The following is a 22,872-nucleotide window of genomic DNA, read 5'->3' as shown; positions in this document are numbered from 1 at the left end:
CATGGCTTTTACCTTGCCTGCATTGCCCTACGCCTACGACGCCCTGGAACCGCACATCGATGCGCAAACCATGGAGATCCACTACACCAAGCATCACCAGACCTACATCAATAACCTCAACGCAGCGGTGGACGGCACCGAATACGCCGGGTGGCCTGTCGAAAAACTGGTGTCCAGTGTCGAGCAGTTGCCGGCAAGCCTGCAGGCCGCAGTGATCAACCAGGGCGGTGGTCATGCCAACCATTCGCTGTTCTGGGAAGTGATGACGCCCCGGGGCGGCGGCCAGCCCGATGGCGCCCTGGCGGCAGCGATCGAAGCGCAACTGGGCGGTATCGAGGGTTTCAAGGAAGCCTTCACCAAGGCAGCGCTGAGCCGTTTCGGCAGCGGCTGGGCCTGGTTGAGCGTGACCCCGCAAAAGACCCTGGTGGTGGAAAGCAGCGGCAACCAGGACAGCCCGCTGATGAAGGGCAACACGCCGATTCTTGGCCTGGACGTCTGGGAGCACGCCTATTACCTGCGCTACCAGAACCGCCGTCCGGAATACATCAGCGCCTTCTACAACGTGATCAACTGGCCTGAGGTCGCCCGGCGCTACCAGGCTGCGCTGGCTTCGAGTCCTTCATGAAAGCAACCCAAGGCTGACTATGGATACTCAAACACTGGCGATTGGAAGCGGACGGATGTTCCGCTATGCCTTGGGGTCGTTGTTGCTGCTGGCCGGAATGACATTGTTGGCTGCCCAGGGCCTGGCATGGCTGGACTTGGAGCCCAGGTTGTTGCGCGCGCTCGAGGGTGGCGGGCTCTGCGCCTTGGGCACCGCGCTGGGGGCCGTGCCGGTGTTGGTCATCCGGCGCATGCCCCAGGCCGTCAGCGATTCGCTGCTGGGATTCGGTGCCGGGGTGATGCTCGCGGCCACGGCATTTTCGCTGATCGTGCCGGGCATTGCTGCGGCCGAGCAGTTGGGACTGACGCCTTGGGCCGCCAGCGGCCTTATCAGTTTCGGCATTCTATCGGGCGCGTTCGGGCTGTATCTAGTGGACCGCAAAGTCTGCGCCTGTCCCGAAAGGCTGGTCGCTGCGCCAGGCCGGCCGATCATTGCGCCGCGGATCTGGTTGTTCGTGTTTGCCATCATCGCCCACAACATTCCCGAAGGCATGGCGGTGGGGGTGTCGGCGGGCGGCGGCATGCCGGATGCCGACAGCCTGGCGATGGGCATCGCCTTGCAGGATGTACCCGAAGGGCTGGTGATCGCGCTGGTGCTGGCTGCGGCGGGGATGTCGCGGGCCAGGGCGTTCCTGATTGGCGCGGCGTCAGGGTTGGTCGAGCCCGTGTTCGCGCTGCTGTGCGCCTGGTTGGTGAGTCTGGCCGAGATGCTCTTGCCCCTGGGGCTCGCGTTGGCGGCCGGGGCGATGTTGCTGGTGGTGACTCACGAGGTTATTCCCGAATCCCGTCGCAATGGTCACGAGAAACTGGCGAGCCTGGGCCTGTTGGTGGGGTTTTGTCTGATGATGGTGCTGGATACGGCGTTGGCGTGACAAACGGCAGGCATCTAGGGTGATGTGATTTATCTGTGGCGAGGGAATCTGTGGGAGCAAAGCTTGCTCGCGATCCAGGCACCTCGGTTTTCTGAGTTACCGAGTCGCCTTCATCGCGAGCAAGCTTTGCTCCCACAAATGAATTCCCTTGCCACAATAAATCCGCCTTGGGATTTGGTCAGTTATTCGCCTTCGTCGAAGTATCTGTTGATCAGGTCCACCAGGGCATCCATCGCCTCCTGTGCCTGTTCACCTTCGGTGTGCAGGTGGATCTTGGTGCCCTTGCCAGCGGCGAGCATCATCATCGCCATGATGCTTTTACCGTCGACCGCAGTCTCGGGTGTGCGGCCAACCCTGATGGTGGTGTCCTTGAACTGGCCTGCGACTCCGACGAACTTGGCCGACGCTCGGGCATGCAAACCCAGCTTGTTGATGATTTCAATTTCCTGAGCAGGCATCGCGATGTGAATCCTTTAGCTGAGGTCGCGGTGGCGAACCTGGACGTTCTTCAGGGATTGTTGCAGGAGTTGACCCAGGCGTTCGGTCAGGTAGACGGAGCGGTGATGGCCGCCGGTACAACCGATGGCGATCGTGACATAGGCGCGGTTGCTCGCGGCAAAGCGGGGCAGCCATTTGAGCAGGTAGCTGGAGATGTCCTGGTACATTTCTTCGACATCCGGCTGGGCGGCCAGGTAGTCGATCACCGGTTGGTCGAGCCCGGACTGCGCGCGCAATTCCGGCTTCCAATAAGGATTGGGCAGGCAACGCACGTCGAACACCAGGTCGGCATCGACGGGCATGCCACGCTTGAAACCGAACGACTCCACCAGGAACGCCGTGCCCGGCTCGGGTTGGTTGAGCAGGCGCAGCTTGATCGTGTCACGCAACTGATACAGGTTCAGGTGCGTGGTGTTGACCTTCAGGTCCGCCAGGTCGGCAATCGGCCCCAGTAGCTGGCTTTCATCCTCGATGGCTTCGGCCAGCGAACGGTTGGCGTTGCTCAGTGGGTGGCGCCGGCGGGTTTCGGAAAAACGCTTGAGCAGTGTCTCTTCATCGGCATCCAGGTACAGCACGTCACACTGGATATGCCGGCTGCGCACTTCCTCGAGCAGTTCAGGAAAACGCGACAGGTGGCTTGGCAGGTTGCGCGCATCGATGGACACCGCCACCAGCGGCTGCGCCAGCTCGGTGTGGATCAGGGCGCGCTCGGCCAGTTCCGGCAGCAGGCCGGCGGGCAAATTGTCGATGCAATAGTAGCCGCTGTCCTCAAGCACGTTGAGGGCCGTGCTTTTACCGGAGCCGGAGCGGCCACTGACAATGATCATGCGCATTTTTAATGACCGTTCTGCTCGTCCAGGACAACCTGGTACAAAGCTTCGTTACTCGGTGCGCTGCGCAGTTTTTCGCGCACTTCCTTGCGGTCCAGCATGCTGGCAATCTGGCGCAGCAGCTCAAGGTGCGCATCGGTCGCCGCTTCCGGTACCAGCAATACAAACAGCAGGTCGACCGGGGCGCCGTCGATGGCGTCGAAATCTATAGCGGTTTCAAGGTGCAACAGCGCGCTGATCGGCGCGGCACAACCCTTGAGACGGCAGTGGGGAATGGCGATGCCGTTGCCAAAACCGGTGGAACCGAGTTTTTCACGGGCAACCAATGCCTCGAAGACGTCCTGCATTTCCAGATCCGGTACCTCGCGGTGGATCAGGTTGGCAATGTGTTCGAGGGCTTTCTTCTTACTGCCGCCCGGCGCGTTCACCTGGGAACGGCCGGGGGTCAGGATGGTTTCTAGTCGGATCATGGATTGGGGGGGTTAACGACCGGTTGCGCCCTGGAGGAGGCTCTGGGTCTTTTCCTTATGCTTTTTGAGTTGGCGATCCAGCTTGTCGGTCAGCAGGTCAATCGCGGCATACATGTCTGTGTGCTCTGCGTTGGCAACCACTTCTCCGCCGGGGATATGCAGCGTGGCTTCGATTTTCTGCAGCAGCTTCTCGACGTTCATCGTGACTTGCACGTTGGTGATCTTGTCGAAATGCCTTTCCAATCGGTCGAGTTTTTCGCCGATGTAGGTGCGCAGGGGTTCGGTCACTTCCAGTTGGTGTCCACTGATGTTGACTTGCATACAGCTTCTCCTTCGTTGCCAGTGCATAAAGCGGCAGGCAGAAATGCCTGCCACTGGAACGCTGTGGCGTGGCCTGTTACATCAACCGCTTGCGTTCGCTCGAAGGCGCGATCCCGAGGGATTCGCGGTATTTGGCGACGGTACGGCGGGCCACCTGAATGCCTTGTGCCTCCAGTAAACCAGCGATCTTGCTGTCACTCAACGGCTTTTTCTGATTTTCCGCAGCTACCAGTTTTTTGATGATCGCGCGGATGGCCGTGGACGAGCATTCGCCGCCTTCGGAGGTGCTGACGTGGCTGGAGAAAAAGTATTTCAATTCATAGATACCCCGAGGGGTATGCATGAATTTCTGGGTGGTTACCCGGGAAATCGTCGACTCGTGCATGCCCACTGCCTCGGCAATGTCATGCAGGACCAACGGTTTCATCGCTTCATCGCCGTACTCCAGGAAGCCGCGCTGATGCTCGACGATCTGGGTGGCAACTTTCATCAGGGTTTCGTTGCGGCTTTGCAGGCTCTTGATGAACCAGCGCGCTTCCTGCAACTGGTTGCGCATGAAGGTGTTGTCGGCGCTGGTGTCGGCACGCTTCACAAAGCCGGCGTACTGGGCGTTGACCCGCAGCTTGGGCACCGACTCCTGGTTGAGCTCCACCAGCCAGCGATCATTGTGCTTGCGCACGATCACGTCGGGGACCACATATTCGGGCTCGGTGGATTCGATCTGCGAGCCGGGGCGCGGGTTGAGGCTCTGCACCAGTTCGATGACCTGGCGCAGCTCATCTTCCTTGAGCTTCATGCGGCGCATCAGTTGGCTGTAGTCGCGGCCGCCCAACAGGTCGATGTAATCGGTGACCAGTCGCTTGGCTTCGGCCAGCCATGGTGTCTTGGCGGACAACTGGCGCAGTTGCAGCAACAGGCACTCGCCCAGGTTGCGGGCACCGATGCCGGCCGGTTCGAACTGCTGGATGCGATGCAGGACGGCTTCGATCTCGTCCAGCTCGATGTCGAGCTCGGGATCGAAGGCTTCCAGGATTTCTTCGAGGGTCTCGTCCAGGTAGCCCTGGTTGTTGATGCAATCGATCAGGGTCACGGCGATCAGGCGATCGGTGTCGGACATCGGCGCCAGGTTCAACTGCCACAGCAGGTGGCTTTGCAGGCTTTCGCCAGCAGAGGTACGGGTGGTGAAGTCCCACTCGTCGTCATCGCTGCTCGGCAGGCTGCTGGCGCTGGTCTGGTAGACGTCTTCCCAGGCCGTGTCCACAGGCAGTTCGTTGGGGATGCGTTCGTTCCATTCGCCATCCTCGAGGTTGTCCACCGTCGGGGCGGTTTCCTGGTAGGCCGGTTCCGGGATTTCGGTGTTGGTCTTCTGCTCGACGTTGTCGGCCAGCGGATCGGTGTTGTCGAAGTCGTCGCCTTCTTCCTGGCGTTCGAGCATCGGATTGGACTCCAGGGCCTCCTGGATTTCCTGTTGCAGGTCCAGGGTCGACAATTGGAGCAGGCGGATGGCCTGTTGCAGCTGCGGTGTCATCGTCAGCTGCTGGCCCATTCTCAAGACTAGCGATGGTTTCATGGCAGGGGCTTAACACCTTATTCGCCGGCGCACATGCGCCATCCACTACAGGGCGCCGAGGCGCCAAACTTAAGCAAATTATATGCCTGAAACTGAAGTGTTTGCCTAGAGCGTCGCCATAATAAAATTAAACGACGCTCGGACAATTCGCCAGACACTTGTGCTTACAGGCGGAACTCATGGCCCAGATACACTTCCTTGACCAGGTCATTGGCCAGGATGGCTGCGGAGTCGCCTTCGGCGATCAGCTGGCCGTCGTTGACAATGTAGGCGGTTTCACAGATATCCAGCGTCTCGCGCACGTTGTGGTCGGTGATCAGCACGCCGATCCCCTTGGCCTTGAGGTGATGGATGATCTGCTTGATGTCGCCTACCGAGATCGGGTCCACGCCGGCGAACGGTTCGTCGAGCAGGATGAACTTCGGTGCGGTGGCCAGGGCGCGGGCGATTTCCACGCGCCGCCGCTCGCCGCCGGACAGGCTCATGCCCAGGTTGTCGCGAATGTGGCTGATGTGGAATTCCTGCAGCAGGCTTTCCAGCTCCTGGCGACGACCGGCCTTGTCGAGTTCCTTGCGGGTCTCGAGGATCGCCATGATGTTGTCGGCAACCGACAGTTTGCGGAAGATCGACGCTTCTTGCGGCAAATAGCCGATACCTGCCTTCGCCCGGCCGTGCATTGGCTGGTGGCTGACGTCCACGTCGTCGATCAGCACGCGACCCTGATCGGCCTGGACCAGGCCGACGATCATGTAGAAGCAGGTGGTCTTGCCCGCGCCGTTGGGGCCGAGCAGGCCGACGATCTGGCCGCTGTCGATGGACAGGCTGACATCACGCACGACTTGACGGCTCTTGTAGCTCTTGGCCAGGTGCTGAGCTTTCAGAGTTGCCATTACTGGGCCTTCTGCTCGTCGGTTTTCTTTTTCGGTTGGATCACCATGTCGATCCGCGGACGCGACTCGGTCACCTTGCTGCCGGTGGCGCGACCGGCGCTGGCCAGCTTCTTGACTGTGTCGTAGACGATTTTCTCGCCCTGGGTGACGTTGTTGTCCTTGTCGACGACCTTGGCGCGGTCGATCAGGACCACGCGATCCTGGGAGGCGTGGTACTGGATGGTTACCCCATAGCCCTGCACTGGCTTGGTATCGCCTGCGGTTTGCAGTTGCTCGAAATAGGCCAGGTTACCCACCGAGGTCACCACGTCGATGTCGCCGGACGGGGTGCGGGTGATGGTCACGGTATTGCCGGTGACCTTCATCGAGCCCTGGGTGATGATCACGTCGCCTTTATAGGTGGCAACGCCATTCTTGTCGTCGAGCTGGGCGTCGTCGGCCTGGATGCGGATAGGTTGGTCGCGGTCGTTGGGAAGAGCCCAGGCGCTCGCGCTTCCCAGTGCTGCGCCCAGACTGAGCAAAATAGGGAGGGTTTTAGCGAGCTTCATACTGTCCTCTTACGTTCGATAGCAGGTGTATCCTGCTTTCCTTCAAATACGCTTTCATTCCCGTGCCGGTCGATACACCCCCGGCGCCGTCGATTCTAACGGGTTGCTCGGTCTGCGCATATTCTTGCTGTGGGAACACGGTCATGCGCGTGCTGGTGATGATGGTCGTACGGTTTTTTTCGTCGGTTCGGGCGACGCGCACCGAGTCGATCAGTTCCACTTCGGTGCCGCCGGAATTGACTTCGGCGTGCTCGCTCTGCACGTGCCACGGAAACTCGGTGCCGCGGAACATGTTCAGATCGGGCTTGGTAACCAGCGTAATGTCAGTGGCTTTTACGTGGTCGACCTTGTCGGACGTCATCTCGTATTGCACCTTGCCGTCGGGCAGGTACTGCAGGGTATGCGTGTTGGTCGCGTACCAGTCGATCTTTTCCTCGACCTGGGCCGCAGGCTGGTCGAGAAACCGTTCGGGGCTGATGTTCCAGTAGCCCACCGCAGCAAAAATCGCCGCGATACAGCCGAACACCACGATGGTGCGAATCTTCTTGCTCAGCATAAATGGCTCACAGGTACGCGGCGTTGGCCGCTTCGAGGCGGCCCTGGGCGCGCAGGATCAGTTCACAGAATTCGCGGGCCGCACCTTCGCCGCCTCGCGCCGTGGTGACGCCGTGGGCATGCTCGCGGACGAAACTGGCCGCGTTGGCGACTGCCATGCCCAGGCCGACCCGGCGAATCACCGGCAGGTCTGGCAAGTCGTCACCGAGGTAGGCCACCTGTTCATAGCTTAGGTTGAGTTGACCGAGAAGCTCGTCCAGCACCACCAGTTTGTCTTCGCGCCCCTGGTAAAGGTGCGGGATGCCGAGGTTCTTCGCGCGCCGCTCGACCACCGGGGTCTTGCGGCCGCTGATGATAGCGGTCTGCACGCCGGCGGCCATCAACATCTTGATGCCTTGGCCGTCGAGGGTGTTGAACGTCTTGAACTCGCTGCCGTCTTCGAGGAAGTACAGGCGACCGTCGGTCAGCACGCCGTCCACGTCGAAAACCGCCAGCTTGATGGCTTGGCCACGTTGCAACAGGTCTGTGTTCATTTACATGACTCCCGCACGCAGCAGATCGTGCATGTTCAGGGCGCCCACCGGACGGTCTTCGTCGTCGACGACCACCAGGGCGCTGATCTTGTGGTCTTCCATGATTTTCAGGGCCTCGGCGGCGAGCATCTCGGCGCGGGCGGTCTTGCCGTGGGGCGTCATGACTTGCTCGATGGTGGCACTGTGGATGTCGATGGTGCGGTCCAGGGTGCGGCGCAGATCGCCGTCGGTGAAGATCCCGGCGAGCTTGCCGTCGACCTCCAGGACCACCGTCATGCCCAGCCCCTTGCGGGTCATTTCCATGAGCGCGTCCTTGAGCAGCGTGCCGCGCAGCACTTGTGGCAACTCCTGGCCAGCGTGCATTACGTTTTCGACTTTCAGCAGCAGGCGACGGCCGAGGGCGCCACCGGGATGGGAAAAGGCGAAATCTTCCGCGGTGAAGCCCCGGGCTTCCAGCAGCGCCACGGCCAGGGCGTCGCCCATGACCAGGGCAGCGGTGGTGGAGGAGGTCGGTGCCAGGTTCAGCGGGCAGGCTTCGTGTTCGACATGAACATTGAGGTTCACTTCGGCAGCCTTGGCCAGCGGCGAGTCCGGGTTGCCGGTCATGCTGATCAACTGGATGCCCAAGCGCTTGATCAGCGGCAGCAGCGTGATGATCTCATTGGTGGAGCCGGAGTTGGACAGGGCCAGGATGACGTCGTCCCGGGTGATCATGCCCATGTCCCCGTGGCTGGCTTCGGCCGGATGGACAAAAAAGGCCGTGGTGCCGGTGCTGGCGAGGGTGGCTGCGATCTTGTTGCCGATGTGCCCGGACTTGCCCATGCCGACCACGACCACGCGGCCTTTGCTGGCCAGAATCATCTCGCAGGCGCGTACGAAATCAGCGTCGATATGGGGCAGCAAGCCTTGCACGGCTTCGAGCTCGAGGCGGATGGTACGTTGTGCCGATTGAATCAGGTCGCTGGATTGGCTCATGTCAGAAATCGTATAGCCCGATGAAAAGGCGGCGATTATAGCGGCAATGAACAATTCCCTCACGTAAGTTCGTCATGCTTTGTTCGAGGGGCCGCAAGGTTCGACATAAAATGTGGCTTTTTACCTTAAACCAGGCTTAACAGGCGGGGCGTTGGCCTTGGGCGCTTGGCTGTTGCAGTGATATAGTTCGCCGCCGGTTCGTGTGCCCGGCGGTACCGGCGCTTGTCGGCTGCCCTGGGCATTCGAATGTGAGGCTGCATCGCAAGGAGTTTAGATGAGTGCCGACAACGCCTACGCGGTCGAGCTGAAGGGACTGTCCTTCAAGCGAGGGACGCGCAGCATTTTCAATGACATCGATATTCGCATTCCGCGCGGCAAGGTCACCGGCATCATGGGGCCTTCCGGGTGTGGCAAGACCACGCTGCTGCGGCTGATCGGGGCACAATTGCGCCCCAGCGCCGGCGAAGTCTGGGTCAATGGTCAGAACCTTCCCGAGTTGTCTCGCAGTGACCTGTTCGATGCGCGCAAGCACATGGGTGTGCTGTTCCAGAGTGGTGCGCTGTTTACCGATCTCGATGTGTTCGAGAACGTGGCGTTCCCGCTGCGGGTCCATACCGAGCTGCCGGAAGAGATGATCCGCGACATCGTCCTGCTCAAGTTGCAGGCCGTTGGGCTGCGGGGCGCCCTCGACCTGATGCCCGACGAGCTGTCCGGCGGCATGAAGCGCCGGGTCGCGTTGGCGCGGGCGATTGCCCTCGATCCGAAGATCCTCATGTACGACGAGCCCTTCGTCGGCCAGGACCCGATCGCCATGGGCGTGCTCGTGCGCCTGATCCGCCTGCTCAACGATGCGCTGGGCATCACCAGCATCGTGGTCTCCCACGACCTGGCCGAAACCGCGAGCATTGCCGACTACATCTATGTGGTTGGCGATAGCCAGGTGCTGGGGCAGGGCACGCCCCAGGAACTGGCGGATTCGGACAATCCGCGCATCCGCCAATTCATGAAGGGTGATCCGGACGGGCCGGTGGCGTTCCATTTTCCGGCCACGGATTACCGTACCGATCTGCTGGGGAAGCGCTGATGCGCAAGAAATCACTATTGGAAAGAATTCGCCTGTTCGGCCGTTCCGGCATCGATGTGGTGGCGGTACTGGGCCGTTCCTCGCTGTTCCTGATGCACGCCTTGCTCGGTCGCAACTCCACCGGCGGTGGTTTCGGCCTGCTGGTCAAGCAGTTGCACTCGGTGGGCGTGATGTCCCTGGTGATCATCGTGGTCTCCGGGATCTTCATCGGCATGGTCCTGGCGCTGCAAGGCTTCAGCATTTTGTCCAGCTATGGCTCGGAGCAGGCGGTCGGGCAGATGGTTGCGTTGACGCTGCTGCGTGAGCTCGGTCCCGTGGTAACGGCGCTGCTGTTCGCGGGGCGTGCGGGTTCGGCGCTGACCGCCGAAATCGGTAACATGAAGTCCACCGAGCAGTTGTCCAGCCTGGAAATGATCGGTGTCGACCCGCTCAAGTACATCATCGCCCCGCGCTTGTGGGCCGGTTTCATTTCCCTGCCGGTGCTGGCGATGATTTTCAGCGTCGTGGGGATCTGGGGCGGCTCGTGGGTGGCGGTAGACTGGCTGGGCGTCTATGAAGGTTCCTACTGGTCGAACATGCAAAACAGCGTCGACTTCCTCGACGATGTCCTCAATGGCGTGATCAAAAGTGCCGTATTCGCTTTCGTCGTGACCTGGATCGCCGTGTTTCAAGGCTATGACTGTGAGCCCACGTCAGAGGGGATCAGCCGTGCCACAACCAAGACCGTGGTGTACGCCTCGCTGGCGGTCCTGGGCCTTGACTTTATTCTGACCGCCTTGATGTTTGGAGATTTCTGATGCAAAACCGCACCCTGGAAATCGGTGTCGGCCTTTTCTTGCTGGCTGGCATCCTGGCTTTGCTGCTGCTGGCCCTGCGGGTCAGTGGGCTGGCGCCGACGGCAAGCACCGATACTTATAAACTTTATGCAAACTTTGACAATATCGCCGGTTTGACGGTCAGAGCCAAAGTGACCATGGCCGGTGTCACCATCGGCAAGGTCACGGCAATCGATCTGAATCGCGAGGATTTCACCGGTCGGGTGACGCTGCAGTTGGAAAAACGCGTGGATAACCTGCCGACTGATTCCACTGCATCTATCCTCACGGCTGGGCTGCTGGGTGAGAAGTACATTGGCATCAGCGTGGGTGGGGAAGATACCGTGCTCAAGGACGGTGGCGTTATCCACGACACGCAATCATCCCTGGTGCTCGAGGACCTGATCGGTAAATTCCTGCTCAATACCGTTAGCAAAGACGCCAAATGAGGAGCTTTTGAATGATCTCTATCTTGCGACGTGGCTTGTTGGTGCTGCTCGCCGCGCTGCCGTTGATGGCTAACGCCGTGGCTGCGCCTTCGGCCCATGACATCATCCAGGACACGACGACCCGGCTGTTGGCGGACCTTTCCGCCAACAAAGAGAAATACAAGCAGGACCCCAGCGCGTTCTATGACGCACTGAACGGCATTGTCGGCCCCGTGGTGGACGCCGATGGTATCTCCAAGAGCATCATGACCGTCAAGTACTCGCGCAAGGCCAGCCCGGCGCAGATGACCCGGTTCCAGGAGAACTTCAAGCGCAGCCTGATGCAGTTCTATGGCAACGCCTTGCTTGAATACAACAACCAGGGCATCACCGTTTCGCCGGCCAAGGACGAAAGCGGCACCCGCACCAGCGTCGACATGCAGGTCAAAGGCAACAACGGCGCGATCTATCCTGTGTCCTACACACTCGAGAAAATCAACGACGAGTGGAAGGTGCGCAACGTGATCATCAATGGCATCAACATCGGCAAGCTGTTCCGTGATCAGTTCGCCGACGCGATGCAGCGCAATGGCAACGACCTGGACAAGACCATCAACGGTTGGGCCGGTGAGGTCGCCAAGGCCAAGGAAGTGGCCGAAGATGCCAAAGAGAAGCAGGCACAATGATCGAGTCGGTGAGTGAGTCCGCCGTTCGTCTGGGTGAGGCTGGCGTGCTGATGCTCAGCGGCGTGCTGGATTACCGCACCGGCCCGGCCCTGCGCAAGGAGGGCCAGGCACTGATCAAGTCCGTCAGTGCCGCCGAGGTGGTCATTGACTGCTCGGCGGTGCAGAAGTCCAGCAGCGTCGGCCTGTCGCTGCTGCTGTGCTTCATGCGGGACGCCAAGGCTGCCGGCAAAACGTGGAGCATCCGTGGGATGCCCGAAGACATGCGCGAAATAGCCCAGGTCAGCGAACTGACCGAGTTGTTGGCGCACCCCTGACCCACATTGTTGGAAAAGTCCCCCCGTCAGAGTCCTGCTTCGCGGGGTTCGCAGGCGCGGGGCTTTTTTGTATGATGTGCGACCCGCGCGCACAGGGCGCCGATTGAGGTTGAGCATGCAGGCTGTAGAAGTGAAGAGCTTCCTAGAAGGAAAGCTGCCTGGTACGCAGGTGGAAGTTGAAGGCGAAGGCTGCAACTTCCAGTTGAACGTGATCAGCGATGAACTGGCGACGTTGAGCCCAGTGAAGCGTCAGCAGAGCATCTATGCCCATTTGAACCCATGGATCGCCGATGGCAGCATCCACGCGGTCACGATGAAATTTTTCAGCCGCGCGGCCTGGGCCGAGCGCACCTGAGCCCAAGGGCCTCGAGATTCTTATGGATAAACTGATTATTACCGGCGGCGTTCGTCTTGATGGCGAAATCCGTATTTCCGGGGCAAAGAACTCCGCCCTGCCGATCCTCGCCGCGACCCTGCTGTGCGATGGCCCGGTGACCGTGGCCAACCTGCCGCACCTGCACGACATCACCACGATGATCGAGCTGTTCGGCCGCATGGGCATTGAGCCTGTGATCGACGAGAAGCTCAGCGTCGAAATCGACCCACGCACCATCAAGACCTTGATCGCCCCGTACGAACTGGTGAAGACCATGCGTGCGTCGATCCTGGTACTGGGTCCGATGGTCGCCCGTTTCGGTGAAGCCGAAGTCGCCTTGCCTGGCGGTTGCGCCATTGGCTCGCGTCCGGTGGACCTGCACATCCGCGGCCTGGAAGCCATGGGCGCGGTGATCGACGTCGAAGGCGGCTACATCAAGGCCAAGGCGCCGGAGGGCGGTTTGCGCGGCGCGCACTTCTTCTTCGATACCGTCAGCGTGACCGGCACCGAGAACATCATGATGGCCGCCGCACTGGCCAAGGGCCGCAGCGTGCTGCAAAACGCCGCGCGCGAGCCTGAAGTGGTCGACCTGGCGAACTTTCTGATCGCCATGGGCGCCAAGATCAGCGGCGCTGGCACCGATACCATCACCATCGATGGCGTCGAGCGCCTGCATTCGGCCACCTACAAAGTGATGCCGGACCGGATCGAAACCGGCACCTACCTGGTGGCCGCTGCGGTCACCGGTGGTCGCGTCAAGGTCAAGGATACCGATCCGACCATCCTTGAAGCCGTCCTGGAGAAACTCAAGGAAGCCGGTGCCGAAGTCACCTGCGGCGAAGACTGGATCGAAGTGAACATGCACGGCAAGCGGCCAAAAGCCGTCAACGTGCGGACCGCTCCGTACCCGGCGTTCCCGACCGACATGCAGGCGCAGTTCATCTCCCTCAACGCCATTGCCGAAGGCACGGGCGCTGTGATCGAGACGATCTTCGAAAACCGTTTCATGCACGTCTACGAACTGCACCGCATGGGCGCCAAGATCCAGGTCGAAGGCAACACGGCCATTGTTACCGGCACCGAGAAGCTCAAGGGCGCGCCAGTGATGGCCACCGACCTGCGGGCCTCGGCCAGCCTGGTCATCTCGGCCCTGGTTGCCGAAGGCGATACCCTGATCGATCGCATCTACCACATCGACCGTGGCTATGAGTGCATCGAAGAAAAACTGCAGATGCTCGGCGCCAAGATCCGCCGCGTACCGGGCTAATTGGAAAGTGACTGCGCGGCGATCAGGCAAGGCGAAAACAGGCGAGGAAGCGGAGTTGACTGATTGTCAATGAGCATTCCGAGCCTGTTTTCACGCAGTATGATCGTCGCGCAGGCACTTTCCGTGGGCACAAGGATGTGTCCGTTGATTTTGTTTCACATCGAGGGTGTTTGCACCCTCGATGTGTGTCCGGCGCCGCTTGCGACCGGGCATGAGTACCTTGATAAGGACTGACGTTTCCCATGTTGACCATCGCACTGTCCAAGGGCCGCATCCTTGACGACACCCTGCCGCTTCTGGCTGAAGCGGGCATCGTGCCGACCGAGAATCCGGACAAAAGCCGCAAGCTGATCATCCCCACGACCCAGGCCGACGTGCGCTTGCTGATCGTGCGTGCCACCGATGTGCCGACCTACGTGGAACATGGCGCCGCCGACCTGGGCGTTGCCGGCAAGGACGTTCTGATGGAATACGGCGGCCAGGGCCTGTACGAGCCCCTGGACCTGCAGATCGCCCGCTGCAAGCTGATGACCGCTGGTAGAGTTGGCGCGCCGGAGCCCAAGGGGCGTTTGCGCGTGGCGACCAAGTTCGTCAATATTGCCAAGCGTTATTACGCCGAGCAGGGCCGTCAGGTCGATATCATCAAGTTGTACGGTTCGATGGAGCTGGCGCCGCTGATCGGCCTGGCGGACAAGATCATCGACGTGGTCGACACCGGCAACACCCTGCGGGCCAATGGCCTGGAACCCCAGGATTTCATCGCCGACATCACCTCCCGGCTGATCGTCAACAAGGCTTCGATGAAAATGCAGCACGCCCGTATCCAGGCTCTGATCGATACCCTGCGCAAGGCAGTGGAATCGCGACACCGCGGCTGATTCACCTGCGCGACCTTGAGTCGCGCCCGTCTATCCGTGTCATAGCCAATTTTCTCAGGTGCCCACGCGAATGGACTGGTAGCTTAGGGCGCCTGAGCATTTGCCATTAATGAGGCCCTCGCTATGACCGCTCCCACTTCGATTCGCCGACTCAACGCTGCCGACCCGGATTTCGCACATCATCTGGATCATCTGCTGAGCTGGGAAAGCGTGTCTGACGACTCGGTCAATCAGCGGGTGCTGGACATCATCAAGGCTGTGCGCGAGCGTGGCGATGCTGCCCTGGTGGAATTCACCCAGAAGTTCGACGGCCTGCAAGTGGCGTCCATGGCCGACCTGATCCTGCCGCGCGAGCGCCTGGAACTGGCCCTGACCCGGATCACCGTGCCCCAGCGCGAAGCCTTGGAAAAGGCCGCGTCCCGGGTGCGCGACTATCACGAAAGGCAGAAACAGGACTCCTGGAGCTACACCGAAGCCGACGGCACGGTGCTGGGACAGAAGGTCACGCCGCTGGACCGCGCCGGCCTGTACGTGCCGGGCGGCAAGGCGTCCTATCCGTCCTCGGTGCTGATGAACGCCATCCCGGCCAAGGTCGCCGGCGTGACCGAAGTGGTCATGGTCGTCCCGACCCCGCGCGGTGAAATCAACGAACTGGTGCTGGCCGCCGCCTGCATCGCCGGTGTGGACCGGGTGTTCACCATCGGCGGTGCCCAGGCCGTGGCTGCGCTGGCCTATGGCACCGAAAGCGTGCCGCGGGTCGACAAGGTGGTCGGGCCGGGCAACATCTATGTCGCCACCGCCAAGCGCCACGTGTTTGGCCAGGTCGGCATCGACATGATCGCCGGCCCTTCGGAAATCCTCGTGGTGTGCGACGGCCAGACCGACCCGGACTGGATCGCCATGGACCTGTTTTCCCAGGCCGAGCACGACGAAGACGCCCAGGCGATCCTGGTCAGCCCGGACGCCGAGTTCCTCGACAAGGTCGCCGCCAGCATCGACAAGCTGCTGCCGACCATGGACCGCGCCGAGATCATCAATACGTCGATCAATGGCCGTGGCGCGCTGATCAAGGTCCGCGACATGGAGCAGGCCATCGAAGTCGCCAACCGTATCGCGCCGGAACACCTGGAATTGTCGGTCGCCGACCCGCAGGCCTGGTTGCCGCAGATCCGTCACGCCGGTGCGATCTTCATGGGACGCCACACCAGTGAGGCCCTGGGTGACTACTGCGCAGGCCCCAACCACGTGCTGCCGACTTCCGGCACCGCGCGCTTCTCGTCGCCGCTGGGGGTGTATGACTTCCAGAAACGTTCGTCGATCATCTTCTGCTCCGAGCAGGGTGCATCCGAACTGGGCAAGACCGCTTCGGTGCTGGCCCGTGGCGAATCGCTGAGCGCCCACGCGCGCAGTGCCGAGTACCGCATTCTTGATGAGCCATCCATTGACGAGCCATCCGTTGAACGGCAGGGGAACTGAAATGAGTAAATTCTGGAGCCCGTTCGTCAAGAACCTGGTGCCCTACGTGCCGGGTGAACAGCCGAAGCTGACCCGGCTGGTCAAGCTCAATACCAACGAGAACCCCTACGGCCCATCGCCCAAGGCCTTGGCGGCCATGCAGACCGAGTTGAACGACAACCTGCGCCTGTACCCGGATCCCAACAGTGACCTGCTGAAAGGCGCCGTGGCCCGATATTACGGCGTGCAGAGCAACCAGGTGTTCCTGGGTAATGGCTCGGATGAAGTGCTGGCGCACATTTTTCACGGCCTGTTGCAGCACGACCAGCCGCTGTTGTTCCCGGACATCAGCTACAGCTTCTATCCCGTGTATTGCGGACTGTACGGCATCCAGTTCGATGCGGTGCCGCTGGATGAGCAATTCCGGATCGACCCGGCAGACTACGCCAAACCCAATGGCGGGATCATTTTCCCCAACCCGAACGCGCCGACCGGCTGCCTGCTGGCGCTGGAAGCGGTCGAGCAGATCCTCAAGGCCAGCCCGGATTCGGTGGTGGTGGTCGACGAGGCCTATATCGACTTCGGCGGCGAGACGGCCATCAGCCTGGTGGATCGCTATCCGAACCTGCTGGTGACCCAGACCCTGTCCAAGTCCCGCTCCCTGGCGGGGCTGCGCGTGGGCCTGGCGGTGGGCCATCCGGACCTGATCGAAGCGCTGGAGCGGATCAAGAACAGCTTCAACTCCTATCCGCTGGATCGCCTGGCGAATGTCGGCGGCGCGGCGGCGTTCGACGACCGCGAGCATTTCGACCGGACCTGCCAGTTGGTCATCGAGCACCGTGAATGGGTCGTGGCCCAACTGCAAGCCAAGGGCTTTGAAGTGCTGCCCTCGGCGGCCAACTTCATCTTCGCCCGCCACCCCCGGCACGATGCGGCAGGGTTGGCGGCGAAACTGCGGGAGCAGGGGGTGATCGTGCGGCACTTCAAACAGGAGCGGATTGCCCAGTTCCTGCGGATCAGCATCGGCACACCGGAGCAGAACCAAGCGCTGGTAGAAGCCCTCGGCGAACTCTAAACCCCTGTATTGAACCTGTGGGAGTCTGTGGGAGCAAAGCTTGCTCGCGATAGCGGTTTTGTTGTCCGTGACGACGCCATCGCGAGCAAGCTTTGCTCCCACAGTTGTTCTGCTGCGTTCACAAATCGGCATGCCACCGCCCATCCCCTGTGGGAGCGAGCTTGCTCGCGATGGGGCCTTTGGATCAGACCCTGAACTGATTGATCAACCGCCGCTGCTGCTCCGCCAGTTTGGTCAACCCGGCGCTGGCCGCGCTGGACTCGTCGGCGCCGCTGGCGATCTGGGTGTTCATGTCGTTGATCACCGACACGGCCTGGGTGATCGTTTCCAGGGCCTGGGCCGCTTTCGCCGCATGCTGCACGCTTTCGTCGGTACGGTTCTGGCTGTCCTCCATCACCCGCACCACATCCCGAGTGCCTTGTTGCAATTGTTGGACCATCGTCTGGATTTCTTCGGTCGCCTGCTGCGTCTTTTGCGCCAGGTTGCGCACTTCATCGGCGACTACCGCGAAACCACGGCCCTGTTCACCGGCCCGGGCGGCTTCGATGGCGGCGTTGAGGGCCAGCAGGTTGGTCTGCTCGGCGATCCCGCGGATGGCGGTGAGGATCGCGTTGATGTTCTCGCTGTCCTTGGCCAGGGTCTGCACCACGCCCACCGCCTTGCCGATTTCCACGGTCAGGGCAGCGATGGAGGTGGCGGTGTCCCGCACGATCTGCATGCCCTGGCTGGCAGCCTGGTCTGCATGGCTGGCGGCCTGGGCGGCTTGGGTCGCGTTGCGGGCCACGTCCTGGGCGGTGGCGGTCATTTCGTGCACGGCAGTGGCGACCTGATCGATCTCCGACATCTGCTTGTGCACACCCAGCGGGCGTTGGTCTCGCCGATGCCGAATGGCATGTACACCTCGATATGCCCGTGTTCTTCGTCGATGTCATAGCGCACTTCGCCGTCGTACAACTTGCCATCGGCGGCCACGAGCATGTCCTGGATGAAGTTCACTGACAGGTCGGCGCCGACGATGCCCTGGAACTTGCCATCGATCATGATCGGTTCGATGAACGAGGCGAGCATGTGCGTGGGTGTCGCAAATGAACTGTGTAGGGTCTGTCCGAAAAATCTGTAATCCCTCGTTCTGTATCTGGCGCCGATACAAATCAAGGCCTAGGATACGCCCACGTTTCCAGGGAGCTTCTTTTACATGAACAAGACATTGATGGTGAGTGCTCTGAGCGCGGCTCTGCTGCTCACCGGTTGCCAGTCGGTCAATACCACCAGCGGCGGAGCCGTGGGCGTGGAACGCAAGCAGTACATGTTCAGCATGCTGTCGACCGATGAGGTCAATCAGATGTACGCCCAGTCCTACCAGAAAACCATGGGTGAGGCGAAAGCCCAGGGCGCGCTGGACAAGACCAGTAACGATGCCAAGCGCATCCAGGTCATTGCCGACCGCTTGATCGCCCAGGCACCTGTGTTCCGCCCGGATTCGGCGCAGTGGAACTGGGAAGTGAACCTGATCAAGAGCGATGAGCTCAACGCCAATTGCGGTCCTGGCGGCAAGATCATGTTCTACACCGGCCTGATCGACCAGTTGAAGCTGACCGACGCTGAAATCGCCGCGATCATGGGCCACGAAATCGCCCACGCCCTGCGCGAGCACGGGCGCGAAGCGATGTCCAAGGCCTATGGCATCGAGATGGCCAAGCAGGGCGCTGGCGCCTTGTTCGGCCTGGGCCAGGACAGCCTGGCGTTGGCCGACACCGTCGCCAACTACGGCATGACCTTGCCCAACAGCCGCGGCAACGAGAACGAAGCCGACCTGATCGGCCTCGAACTGGCCGCCCGCGCCGGCTACGACCCGAACGCGGCGATCACCTTGTGGAACAAGATGGCCAAGGCCTCGGAAGGCGCACCGCCGGAGTTCATGAGCACCCACCCGTCCTCGAGCAGCCGTATCGCTTCGTTGCAGGCGGCGATTCCGAAGGTGATGCCGCTTTATCAGCAGGCCAAGAAGTAAGCATCGTTGTGGGAGCAAAGCTTGCTCGCGACAGGGGCGACGCAGACGTCAATCGGACCGCGTCATCGTTTATCGCGAGCAAGCTATGCTCCCACGGTTATCCTCTGCCCAAGGTGTGACACAGGGTCAAACCCACCCACTACTCTGCATCGCCTTGTACACCGCCACGATCGCCAGGACGAAGAATGCCGAGGCGGCCAGGCGACGGATCAGGGTCAGGGGCAGCTTCTCGGCGGCGAAATTGCCCGCCAGGACCACCGGCACGTTGGCAATCAACATGCCCACGGTGGTGCCGATGATTACCAACCACAACTCCGGGTATTGCGCGGCGAGCATTACTGTGGCGATCTGCGTCTTGTCGCCGATTTCCGCCAGGAAGAACGCAATCAGCGTGGTCAGGAACGGTCCGAACTTGCGGGCCGTGTTTGCTTCCTCATCGTCCAGTTTGTCCGGGACCAGGGTCCACAGCGCCGTGGCCGTGAAGCTTGCCGCCAGTATCCAGTGCAACACCGCATTGGAGAAAAATCCGCTGACCCAGGCCCCTACCGCCCCGGCGGCGGCGTGGTTGGCGAGTGTTGCGGCAATGATGCCGGCGATGATCGGCCAGGGTTTTCGAAAGCGAGCGGCCAGTATAAGCGCGAGCAATTGCGTCTTGTCGCCGATTTCGGCCAGCGCAACGATAGCAGTAGGTACGAGGAGTGAGTCCAGCATCAGGAATTCCTAAAGGGGCGGGTCGACACGGCTATGACACGTACAGCCTTCCCGCCCCGGGTAAGGTGTGCGTGTCATAGGTCTTGTCAAACCCAGCGACCATCTGCGTGGACGCTTGGGCCGCATACGCCATGGTCTGCTGACCAAGTATGTTGACGTATGCCGGGCGAGCATGGCGCTCGCGGGAGACTACTCCCCTAGGACGGAGCGGATTCTGCCTAGGCAAATCCGATTGAGCAAGTGCTGTTGCCTAAAAGATTTCAACCGCGCTTGGCCCGATAGATGCGAAAGCCCTGGCCTTCGGCCTTGATGGCGCAGACGCCCAGATGCTCCTCGATCAGTGGCTGGTATTTGAGGAAGCTATTGGCAACAAGCCGCAGTTCGCCGCCGTTTTTCAGATGTTTGGCTGCTTTTCGCAGCAGGTTTTCCGTGGCGTGGTAATCGGTATGCACGCCGACATGGAACGGTGGGTTGCTCAGGATCGCGCTCAAGCCCATCGGTGCGGCGTCGATGCCGTCACCGGTCAGCACGTCGGCCTCCAGGCCGTTGGCGGCCAGGGTCAGGCGACTGCTGGCGGCGGCAAATGCGTCCACGTCCAACAGGGTGACGGTGTTGTGCGGATAGCGCCGCTTGACCGCCGCCCCCAGCACCCCGGCACCGCAGCCGAAGTCCAGCAAATGCCCGCTGGGCAGTTTATCCAGGTGTTCCAACAGCAGCGCACTGCCGCGGTCCAGGCGACCGTGGCTGAACACCCCCGGCAGGCTGATGACCTTCAACGGGCCTTCGGCCAGGGGTAATTCGTAGGTCTGGGCCAGGCTTTCCAGTGGCGTGGCCTCGGGCGCGTTGGCGACGGTGACCTGCCACAGTTGGCAATGCCGCGCGCTGTCGAGCTTGCGTGGCTTGCCGAACGGGTTGAGCTGTTTGGACGCGCCTTCGATGCCGCTGCGTTTTTCCCCCACCAGGTACACCTCGCGACCGGCCAGGCGCGCCGCCACGGCATTGAGGATGTAGTCGGTCAGGTCCTTGGCCTTGGGCAGGAACACCACGGCTGTGTCGAACCCACGCTCGGGTACGTTCACGCCAAAGTGGCTGCGCTCGGGGAAGCGAGCCTCCAGCGCTGCCTGATCTCCAGCATGCCAGCACCAGCCATGGGCCTCGGGCAAACGGCCGAGCAGGTCATCGGCGGGCAGGCCGGCCAACAACACCGAGCCCTGGAATAACTCGGCCTGACGAAGCAGTACTTCACTGCGCGGATCCATGGTCTGCTCCTTGAAAAAAAGTGCGGCAGTTTATCAACTGACGACACGCCGCGCTGTACCGCTGAAAAAGCCTTGGGCGTTTTCGCTCATTTGCCCGACGATCCGTTGCCGCGCCTCGCGGCTGCCCCAGGCGTTATGTGGCGTGACGATCAACCGTGGAATATCGCCGGCCAGCAGCGGGTTGCCTTGGGCCGGCGGCTCCACGCTGAGCACGTCGGTGGCGGCGCCCCCCAAGTGACCGCTGCGCAGGGCTTCGGCCAGGGCCTGTTCGTCAATCAGGCCGCCACGGGCAGTGTTGACCACGAATGCACCGGGCTTGAGCTGCGCCAGTTCGCGGGCGCCGATGAAGTTCCGGGTGTGCTCGTTGAGCGGGCAGTGCAGGGTCAACGCATCGACTTGCGGCAACAACTGTTCCAGCGGCAAGCGGTCGGGGCGGGCCGGGCGCCCGGGGATCTGCCCCAGCAGCACACGCATGCCAAAGGCTTCGGCCAGCTGCCCGACGGCACTGCCCAATTCGCCATGGCCCAGCAAACCCAGGGTCTTGCCTTCCAGTTCGACAATCGGATAGTCCAATAGGCAGAACTGTGAAGCCTGCTGCCAGCGACCTTCACCCACCGCTTTTTGATAATCGGCCAGGCGCGTCGCCAGGTTCAGCAATAGCATGATCGTGTGCTGGGCCACCGACGGTGTGCCGTAGCCCTGGCAATTGCACACGGTGATGCCATGGCTGCGGGCGGCGGCCAGATCGACATTGTTGGTGCCGGTGGCGCTGATCAGGATCAGCTTCAGTTCGGGGCTGGCCGCCATGGCCTGTGCATCGATCACGATTTTGTTGGTGATCGCCACGGTGGCGCCCTTGAGCCGCTCGATGACCTGGTTCGGGGTGGTCCGGGCGAACAGTTGCAGGTCGCTGAAGCAGTTGCGCAGCGGGCCCAGGTCCAGATCGCCGAGGTCCAGGGAAGGGTGGTCGAGGAAGACTGCGCGGGCGGTGTTCGTCATCAGCTGTACCTTTTATGTGAAGAACCGAAGGCGTAATGTGGCGAGCCTATCAGATGTCTGTGGAAGCAAGCTTTGCTCCCACACAGCCCCCTCACTACACCGTTGATGTTTGTTTCGAGATTGCGTTAGCCAAGGAGCTTCACCATGTACCTCACCGAATTCCTCACCGTCGCCCTGATCCACCTGCTGGCCGTTGCCAGCCCCGGGCCGGATTTTGCCGTGGTGGTGCGCGAAAGCGTGACCCATGGCCGGCGCGCCGGGACCTGGACGGCGCTGGGCGTCGGCACGGCGATTTTCCTGCACGTGGGCTATTCGTTGTTGGGCATCGGCCTGATCGTGTCGCAATCGATCGTGCTGTTCAACGCGCTGAAGTGGGCCGCCGCCGCGTACCTGCTGTACATCGGCTTCAAGGCTCTGCGGGCGCAACCGGCCAAGCCCACCGAGGACAACCTGCACAAGGAAGTCGGTGAGCGTACCCCTCGCGGCGCGTTCACCTCGGGCTTCGTCACTAATGGCCTGAATCCCAAGGCGACGCTGTTTTTCCTGTCGCTGTTCACCGTGGTGATCAACCCACACACACCACTGGCTGTCCAGGCCGGTTACGGCGTGTACCTGGCGGTTGCGACGGCTGCCTGGTTCTGCCTGGTGGCGCTGCTGTTCAGCCAGCAACGGGTGCGCGCCGGTTTTGCGCGCATGGGCCACTGGTTCGACCGGACCATGGGTGCGGTGCTTATCGCCATTGGGGTGAAGCTGGCGTTTACCGAGGCGCATTGACCGTTTCGCCTTTCC

At 61.3% G+C, this 22,872-nt stretch carries 28 protein-coding genes, 1 pseudogene and 1 riboswitch; of the genes and pseudogenes, 14 read left to right on the top strand and 15 right to left on the bottom strand.

The genetic code is table 11. From position 1 onward, the window contains the following. Position 1 precedes the first annotated feature (1 nt). Positions 2 to 625, top strand: a complete 624-nt coding sequence (locus tag KGA89_RS10695; RefSeq protein ID WP_223471500.1) for a superoxide dismutase — start codon at positions 2 to 4, stop codon at positions 623 to 625. Positions 626 to 644: 19 nt separating this feature from the next. Further along, positions 645 to 1,535: a ZIP family metal transporter gene (locus tag KGA89_RS10690; RefSeq protein WP_003197841.1), complete on the top strand. Its 891-nt coding sequence runs from the start codon at positions 645 to 647 to the stop codon at positions 1,533 to 1,535. A 182-nt stretch (positions 1,536 to 1,717) separates the two neighbouring features. Here KGA89_RS10690 and KGA89_RS10685 read toward each other — a convergent pair whose 3' ends face one another. The 10 genes from KGA89_RS10685 to KGA89_RS10640 form a co-directional block, all read right to left on the bottom strand. Continuing rightward, on the bottom strand, positions 1,718 to 1,993 hold the full coding sequence (locus tag KGA89_RS10685) for an HPr family phosphocarrier protein (protein ID WP_003197843.1): 276 nt from the start codon (positions 1,991 to 1,993) through the stop codon (positions 1,718 to 1,720). Positions 1,994 to 2,008: 15 nt separating this feature from the next. Further along, positions 2,009 to 2,866 carry an RNase adapter RapZ gene (gene rapZ / locus KGA89_RS10680; protein WP_003197845.1) on the bottom strand — a complete coding sequence of 286 codons (858 nt, stop codon included), beginning with the start codon at positions 2,864 to 2,866 and terminating at the stop codon, positions 2,009 to 2,011. Between the two features lie 2 nt (positions 2,867 to 2,868). Next, positions 2,869 to 3,333: a PTS IIA-like nitrogen regulatory protein PtsN gene (ptsN, locus tag KGA89_RS10675; protein WP_003197847.1), complete on the bottom strand. Its 465-nt coding sequence runs from the start codon at positions 3,331 to 3,333 to the stop codon at positions 2,869 to 2,871. 12 nt (positions 3,334 to 3,345) lie between these two features. Further along, positions 3,346 to 3,654, bottom strand: a complete 309-nt coding sequence (gene hpf / locus KGA89_RS10670; protein ID WP_003178005.1) for a ribosome hibernation-promoting factor, HPF/YfiA family — start codon at positions 3,652 to 3,654, stop codon at positions 3,346 to 3,348. A gap of 76 nt (positions 3,655 to 3,730) precedes the next feature. Next, positions 3,731 to 5,224 (bottom strand): RNA polymerase factor sigma-54, encoded by a 1,494-nt coding sequence (locus tag KGA89_RS10665; protein WP_003197849.1) that lies wholly within the window; start codon positions 5,222 to 5,224, stop codon positions 3,731 to 3,733. 164 nt (positions 5,225 to 5,388) lie between these two features. Further along, positions 5,389 to 6,114, bottom strand: coding sequence for an LPS export ABC transporter ATP-binding protein (gene lptB / locus KGA89_RS10660; RefSeq protein ID WP_003197851.1), 726 nt, complete (start codon positions 6,112 to 6,114; stop codon positions 5,389 to 5,391). After that, the gene (lptA, locus tag KGA89_RS10655; protein ID WP_223471499.1) at positions 6,114 to 6,662 is read right to left on the bottom strand and encodes a lipopolysaccharide transport periplasmic protein LptA; all 549 of its coding nucleotides are present in this window, start codon (positions 6,660 to 6,662) and stop codon (positions 6,114 to 6,116) included. Before lptA ends, lptB begins: the two co-directional genes overlap by 1 nt. Then, positions 6,649 to 7,218 (bottom strand): LPS export ABC transporter periplasmic protein LptC, encoded by a 570-nt coding sequence (gene lptC, locus KGA89_RS10650; RefSeq protein ID WP_003197854.1) that lies wholly within the window; start codon positions 7,216 to 7,218, stop codon positions 6,649 to 6,651. Before lptC ends, lptA begins: the two co-directional genes overlap by 14 nt. A 7-nt stretch (positions 7,219 to 7,225) precedes the next feature. Then, positions 7,226 to 7,750, bottom strand: a complete 525-nt coding sequence (locus KGA89_RS10645) for a KdsC family phosphatase (RefSeq protein ID WP_014336638.1) — start codon at positions 7,748 to 7,750, stop codon at positions 7,226 to 7,228. Then, entirely contained in the window at positions 7,751 to 8,725 is a 975-nt protein-coding gene (locus KGA89_RS10640; protein ID WP_038858725.1) for a KpsF/GutQ family sugar-phosphate isomerase, read from the bottom strand. It lies immediately after the preceding gene. 274 nt (positions 8,726 to 8,999) lie between these two features. Here KGA89_RS10640 and KGA89_RS10635 point away from each other — a divergent pair, with 274 nt between their 5' ends. From KGA89_RS10635 to hisC, 10 genes are all read left to right on the top strand, one after another. Continuing rightward, on the top strand, positions 9,000 to 9,809 hold the full coding sequence (locus KGA89_RS10635) for an ATP-binding cassette domain-containing protein (protein WP_003197859.1): 810 nt from the start codon (positions 9,000 to 9,002) through the stop codon (positions 9,807 to 9,809). Next, positions 9,809 to 10,606 (top strand): lipid asymmetry maintenance ABC transporter permease subunit MlaE, encoded by a 798-nt coding sequence (mlaE, locus tag KGA89_RS10630; protein ID WP_046063856.1) that lies wholly within the window; start codon positions 9,809 to 9,811, stop codon positions 10,604 to 10,606. Before KGA89_RS10635 ends, mlaE begins: the two co-directional genes overlap by 1 nt. Continuing rightward, entirely contained in the window at positions 10,606 to 11,073 is a 468-nt protein-coding gene (mlaD, locus tag KGA89_RS10625) for an outer membrane lipid asymmetry maintenance protein MlaD (RefSeq protein WP_003178020.1), read from the top strand. The genes mlaE and mlaD overlap by 1 nt, the downstream gene beginning before the upstream one ends. A gap of 11 nt (positions 11,074 to 11,084) precedes the next feature. Further along, positions 11,085 to 11,738, top strand: coding sequence for a phospholipid-binding protein MlaC (locus KGA89_RS10620; RefSeq protein WP_003197862.1), 654 nt, complete (start codon positions 11,085 to 11,087; stop codon positions 11,736 to 11,738). 8 nt (positions 11,739 to 11,746) lie between these two features. Continuing rightward, positions 11,747 to 12,052 carry a lipid asymmetry maintenance protein MlaB gene (locus tag KGA89_RS10615; protein WP_003197864.1) on the top strand — a complete coding sequence of 102 codons (306 nt, stop codon included), beginning with the start codon at positions 11,747 to 11,749 and terminating at the stop codon, positions 12,050 to 12,052. A gap of 115 nt (positions 12,053 to 12,167) precedes the next feature. Then, positions 12,168 to 12,407, top strand: coding sequence for a BolA family protein (locus KGA89_RS10610; protein WP_003197866.1), 240 nt, complete (start codon positions 12,168 to 12,170; stop codon positions 12,405 to 12,407). Positions 12,408 to 12,429: 22 nt separating this feature from the next. Continuing rightward, positions 12,430 to 13,695 (top strand): UDP-N-acetylglucosamine 1-carboxyvinyltransferase, encoded by a 1,266-nt coding sequence (gene murA / locus KGA89_RS10605; RefSeq protein WP_018614024.1) that lies wholly within the window; start codon positions 12,430 to 12,432, stop codon positions 13,693 to 13,695. A 242-nt stretch (positions 13,696 to 13,937) separates the two neighbouring features. Continuing rightward, positions 13,938 to 14,573, top strand: a complete 636-nt coding sequence (gene hisG / locus KGA89_RS10600; RefSeq protein ID WP_223471498.1) for an ATP phosphoribosyltransferase — start codon at positions 13,938 to 13,940, stop codon at positions 14,571 to 14,573. A 123-nt stretch (positions 14,574 to 14,696) separates the two neighbouring features. Continuing rightward, on the top strand, positions 14,697 to 16,049 hold the full coding sequence (hisD, locus tag KGA89_RS10595) for a histidinol dehydrogenase (RefSeq protein ID WP_223471497.1): 1,353 nt from the start codon (positions 14,697 to 14,699) through the stop codon (positions 16,047 to 16,049). A 1-nt stretch (position 16,050) separates the two neighbouring features. After that, positions 16,051 to 17,103 (top strand): histidinol-phosphate transaminase, encoded by a 1,053-nt coding sequence (hisC, locus tag KGA89_RS10590; protein ID WP_003197873.1) that lies wholly within the window; start codon positions 16,051 to 16,053, stop codon positions 17,101 to 17,103. A 184-nt stretch (positions 17,104 to 17,287) separates the two neighbouring features. Here the strand turns inward: hisC and KGA89_RS10585 are convergent. Continuing rightward, a pseudogene (locus KGA89_RS10585) lies at positions 17,288 to 17,962 on the bottom strand (methyl-accepting chemotaxis protein); the annotation flags it as partial. Further along, positions 17,905 to 18,171, bottom strand: coding sequence for a hypothetical protein (locus KGA89_RS10580; RefSeq protein WP_223471496.1), 267 nt, complete (start codon positions 18,169 to 18,171; stop codon positions 17,905 to 17,907). The gene KGA89_RS10580 and the pseudogene KGA89_RS10585, both read right to left, overlap by 58 nt. A 127-nt stretch (positions 18,172 to 18,298) precedes the next feature. Between KGA89_RS10580 and KGA89_RS10575 the strand changes: the two genes are divergently transcribed. After that, the gene (locus KGA89_RS10575; protein ID WP_003197877.1) at positions 18,299 to 19,114 is read left to right on the top strand and encodes a M48 family metallopeptidase; all 816 of its coding nucleotides are present in this window, start codon (positions 18,299 to 18,301) and stop codon (positions 19,112 to 19,114) included. A gap of 126 nt (positions 19,115 to 19,240) precedes the next feature. Here the strand turns inward: KGA89_RS10575 and KGA89_RS10570 are convergent, their stop codons facing one another. From KGA89_RS10570 to KGA89_RS10560, 3 genes are all read right to left on the bottom strand, one after another. After that, on the bottom strand, positions 19,241 to 19,825 hold the full coding sequence (locus KGA89_RS10570) for a TMEM165/GDT1 family protein (RefSeq protein ID WP_003197879.1): 585 nt from the start codon (positions 19,823 to 19,825) through the stop codon (positions 19,241 to 19,243). An 89-nt stretch (positions 19,826 to 19,914) separates the two neighbouring features. Beyond that, positions 19,915 to 20,035: riboswitch (yybP-ykoY riboswitch) on the bottom strand. Between the two features lie 50 nt (positions 20,036 to 20,085). Next, positions 20,086 to 21,084 (bottom strand): class I SAM-dependent methyltransferase, encoded by a 999-nt coding sequence (locus tag KGA89_RS10565; RefSeq protein ID WP_223471495.1) that lies wholly within the window; start codon positions 21,082 to 21,084, stop codon positions 20,086 to 20,088. A gap of 33 nt (positions 21,085 to 21,117) precedes the next feature. After that, positions 21,118 to 22,083, bottom strand: a complete 966-nt coding sequence (locus tag KGA89_RS10560; protein WP_223471494.1) for a 2-hydroxyacid dehydrogenase — start codon at positions 22,081 to 22,083, stop codon at positions 21,118 to 21,120. 144 nt (positions 22,084 to 22,227) lie between these two features. On the opposite strand from KGA89_RS10560, the gene KGA89_RS10555 reads away from it, so the two are divergent. After that, positions 22,228 to 22,857 (top strand): LysE family translocator, encoded by a 630-nt coding sequence (locus KGA89_RS10555; RefSeq protein ID WP_223471493.1) that lies wholly within the window; start codon positions 22,228 to 22,230, stop codon positions 22,855 to 22,857. Positions 22,858 to 22,872 lie beyond the last annotated feature (15 nt).

The organism is Pseudomonas sp. A-RE-22 (genome assembly GCF_019956035.1).
Lineage (GTDB): Bacteria > Pseudomonadota > Gammaproteobacteria > Pseudomonadales > Pseudomonadaceae > Aquipseudomonas > Aquipseudomonas brassicacearum.
Note: the sequence above shows the minus strand (reverse complement) of the source record. Positions and strands in the feature narration are given on the sequence as shown.

What these genes read in the sequence shown, in the direction of transcription:
- KGA89_RS10695 (WP_223471500.1), top strand. Translation starts at nt 2, where the DNA reads ATGGCTTTTACCTTGCCTGCATTGCCCTACGCCTACGACGCCCTGGAA.
- KGA89_RS10690 (WP_003197841.1), top strand. Translation starts at nt 645, where the DNA reads ATGGATACTCAAACACTGGCGATTGGAAGCGGACGGATGTTCCGCTAT.
- KGA89_RS10685 (WP_003197843.1), bottom strand. Translation starts at nt 1,993, where the DNA reads ATGCCTGCTCAGGAAATTGAAATCATCAACAAGCTGGGTTTGCATGCC.
- rapZ (WP_003197845.1), bottom strand. Translation starts at nt 2,866, where the DNA reads ATGCGCATGATCATTGTCAGTGGCCGCTCCGGCTCCGGTAAAAGCACG.
- ptsN (WP_003197847.1), bottom strand. Translation starts at nt 3,333, where the DNA reads ATGATCCGACTAGAAACCATCCTGACCCCCGGCCGTTCCCAGGTGAAC.
- hpf (WP_003178005.1), bottom strand. Translation starts at nt 3,654, where the DNA reads ATGCAAGTCAACATCAGTGGACACCAACTGGAAGTGACCGAACCCCTG.
- KGA89_RS10665 (WP_003197849.1), bottom strand. Translation starts at nt 5,224, where the DNA reads ATGAAACCATCGCTAGTCTTGAGAATGGGCCAGCAGCTGACGATGACA.
- lptB (WP_003197851.1), bottom strand. Translation starts at nt 6,114, where the DNA reads ATGGCAACTCTGAAAGCTCAGCACCTGGCCAAGAGCTACAAGAGCCGT.
- lptA (WP_223471499.1), bottom strand. Translation starts at nt 6,662, where the DNA reads ATGAAGCTCGCTAAAACCCTCCCTATTTTGCTCAGTCTGGGCGCAGCA.
- lptC (WP_003197854.1), bottom strand. Translation starts at nt 7,218, where the DNA reads ATGCTGAGCAAGAAGATTCGCACCATCGTGGTGTTCGGCTGTATCGCG.
- KGA89_RS10645 (WP_014336638.1), bottom strand. Translation starts at nt 7,750, where the DNA reads ATGAACACAGACCTGTTGCAACGTGGCCAAGCCATCAAGCTGGCGGTT.
- KGA89_RS10640 (WP_038858725.1), bottom strand. Translation starts at nt 8,725, where the DNA reads ATGAGCCAATCCAGCGACCTGATTCAATCGGCACAACGTACCATCCGC.
- KGA89_RS10635 (WP_003197859.1), top strand. Translation starts at nt 9,000, where the DNA reads ATGAGTGCCGACAACGCCTACGCGGTCGAGCTGAAGGGACTGTCCTTC.
- mlaE (WP_046063856.1), top strand. Translation starts at nt 9,809, where the DNA reads ATGCGCAAGAAATCACTATTGGAAAGAATTCGCCTGTTCGGCCGTTCC.
- mlaD (WP_003178020.1), top strand. Translation starts at nt 10,606, where the DNA reads ATGCAAAACCGCACCCTGGAAATCGGTGTCGGCCTTTTCTTGCTGGCT.
- KGA89_RS10620 (WP_003197862.1), top strand. Translation starts at nt 11,085, where the DNA reads ATGATCTCTATCTTGCGACGTGGCTTGTTGGTGCTGCTCGCCGCGCTG.
- KGA89_RS10610 (WP_003197866.1), top strand. Translation starts at nt 12,168, where the DNA reads ATGCAGGCTGTAGAAGTGAAGAGCTTCCTAGAAGGAAAGCTGCCTGGT.
- murA (WP_018614024.1), top strand. Translation starts at nt 12,430, where the DNA reads ATGGATAAACTGATTATTACCGGCGGCGTTCGTCTTGATGGCGAAATC.
- hisG (WP_223471498.1), top strand. Translation starts at nt 13,938, where the DNA reads ATGTTGACCATCGCACTGTCCAAGGGCCGCATCCTTGACGACACCCTG.
- hisD (WP_223471497.1), top strand. Translation starts at nt 14,697, where the DNA reads ATGACCGCTCCCACTTCGATTCGCCGACTCAACGCTGCCGACCCGGAT.
- hisC (WP_003197873.1), top strand. Translation starts at nt 16,051, where the DNA reads ATGAGTAAATTCTGGAGCCCGTTCGTCAAGAACCTGGTGCCCTACGTG.
- KGA89_RS10580 (WP_223471496.1), bottom strand. Translation starts at nt 18,171, where the DNA reads ATGCTCGCCTCGTTCATCGAACCGATCATGATCGATGGCAAGTTCCAG.
- KGA89_RS10575 (WP_003197877.1), top strand. Translation starts at nt 18,299, where the DNA reads ATGAACAAGACATTGATGGTGAGTGCTCTGAGCGCGGCTCTGCTGCTC.
- KGA89_RS10570 (WP_003197879.1), bottom strand. Translation starts at nt 19,825, where the DNA reads ATGCTGGACTCACTCCTCGTACCTACTGCTATCGTTGCGCTGGCCGAA.
- KGA89_RS10565 (WP_223471495.1), bottom strand. Translation starts at nt 21,084, where the DNA reads ATGGATCCGCGCAGTGAAGTACTGCTTCGTCAGGCCGAGTTATTCCAG.
- KGA89_RS10560 (WP_223471494.1), bottom strand. Translation starts at nt 22,083, where the DNA reads ATGACGAACACCGCCCGCGCAGTCTTCCTCGACCACCCTTCCCTGGAC.
- KGA89_RS10555 (WP_223471493.1), top strand. Translation starts at nt 22,228, where the DNA reads ATGTACCTCACCGAATTCCTCACCGTCGCCCTGATCCACCTGCTGGCC.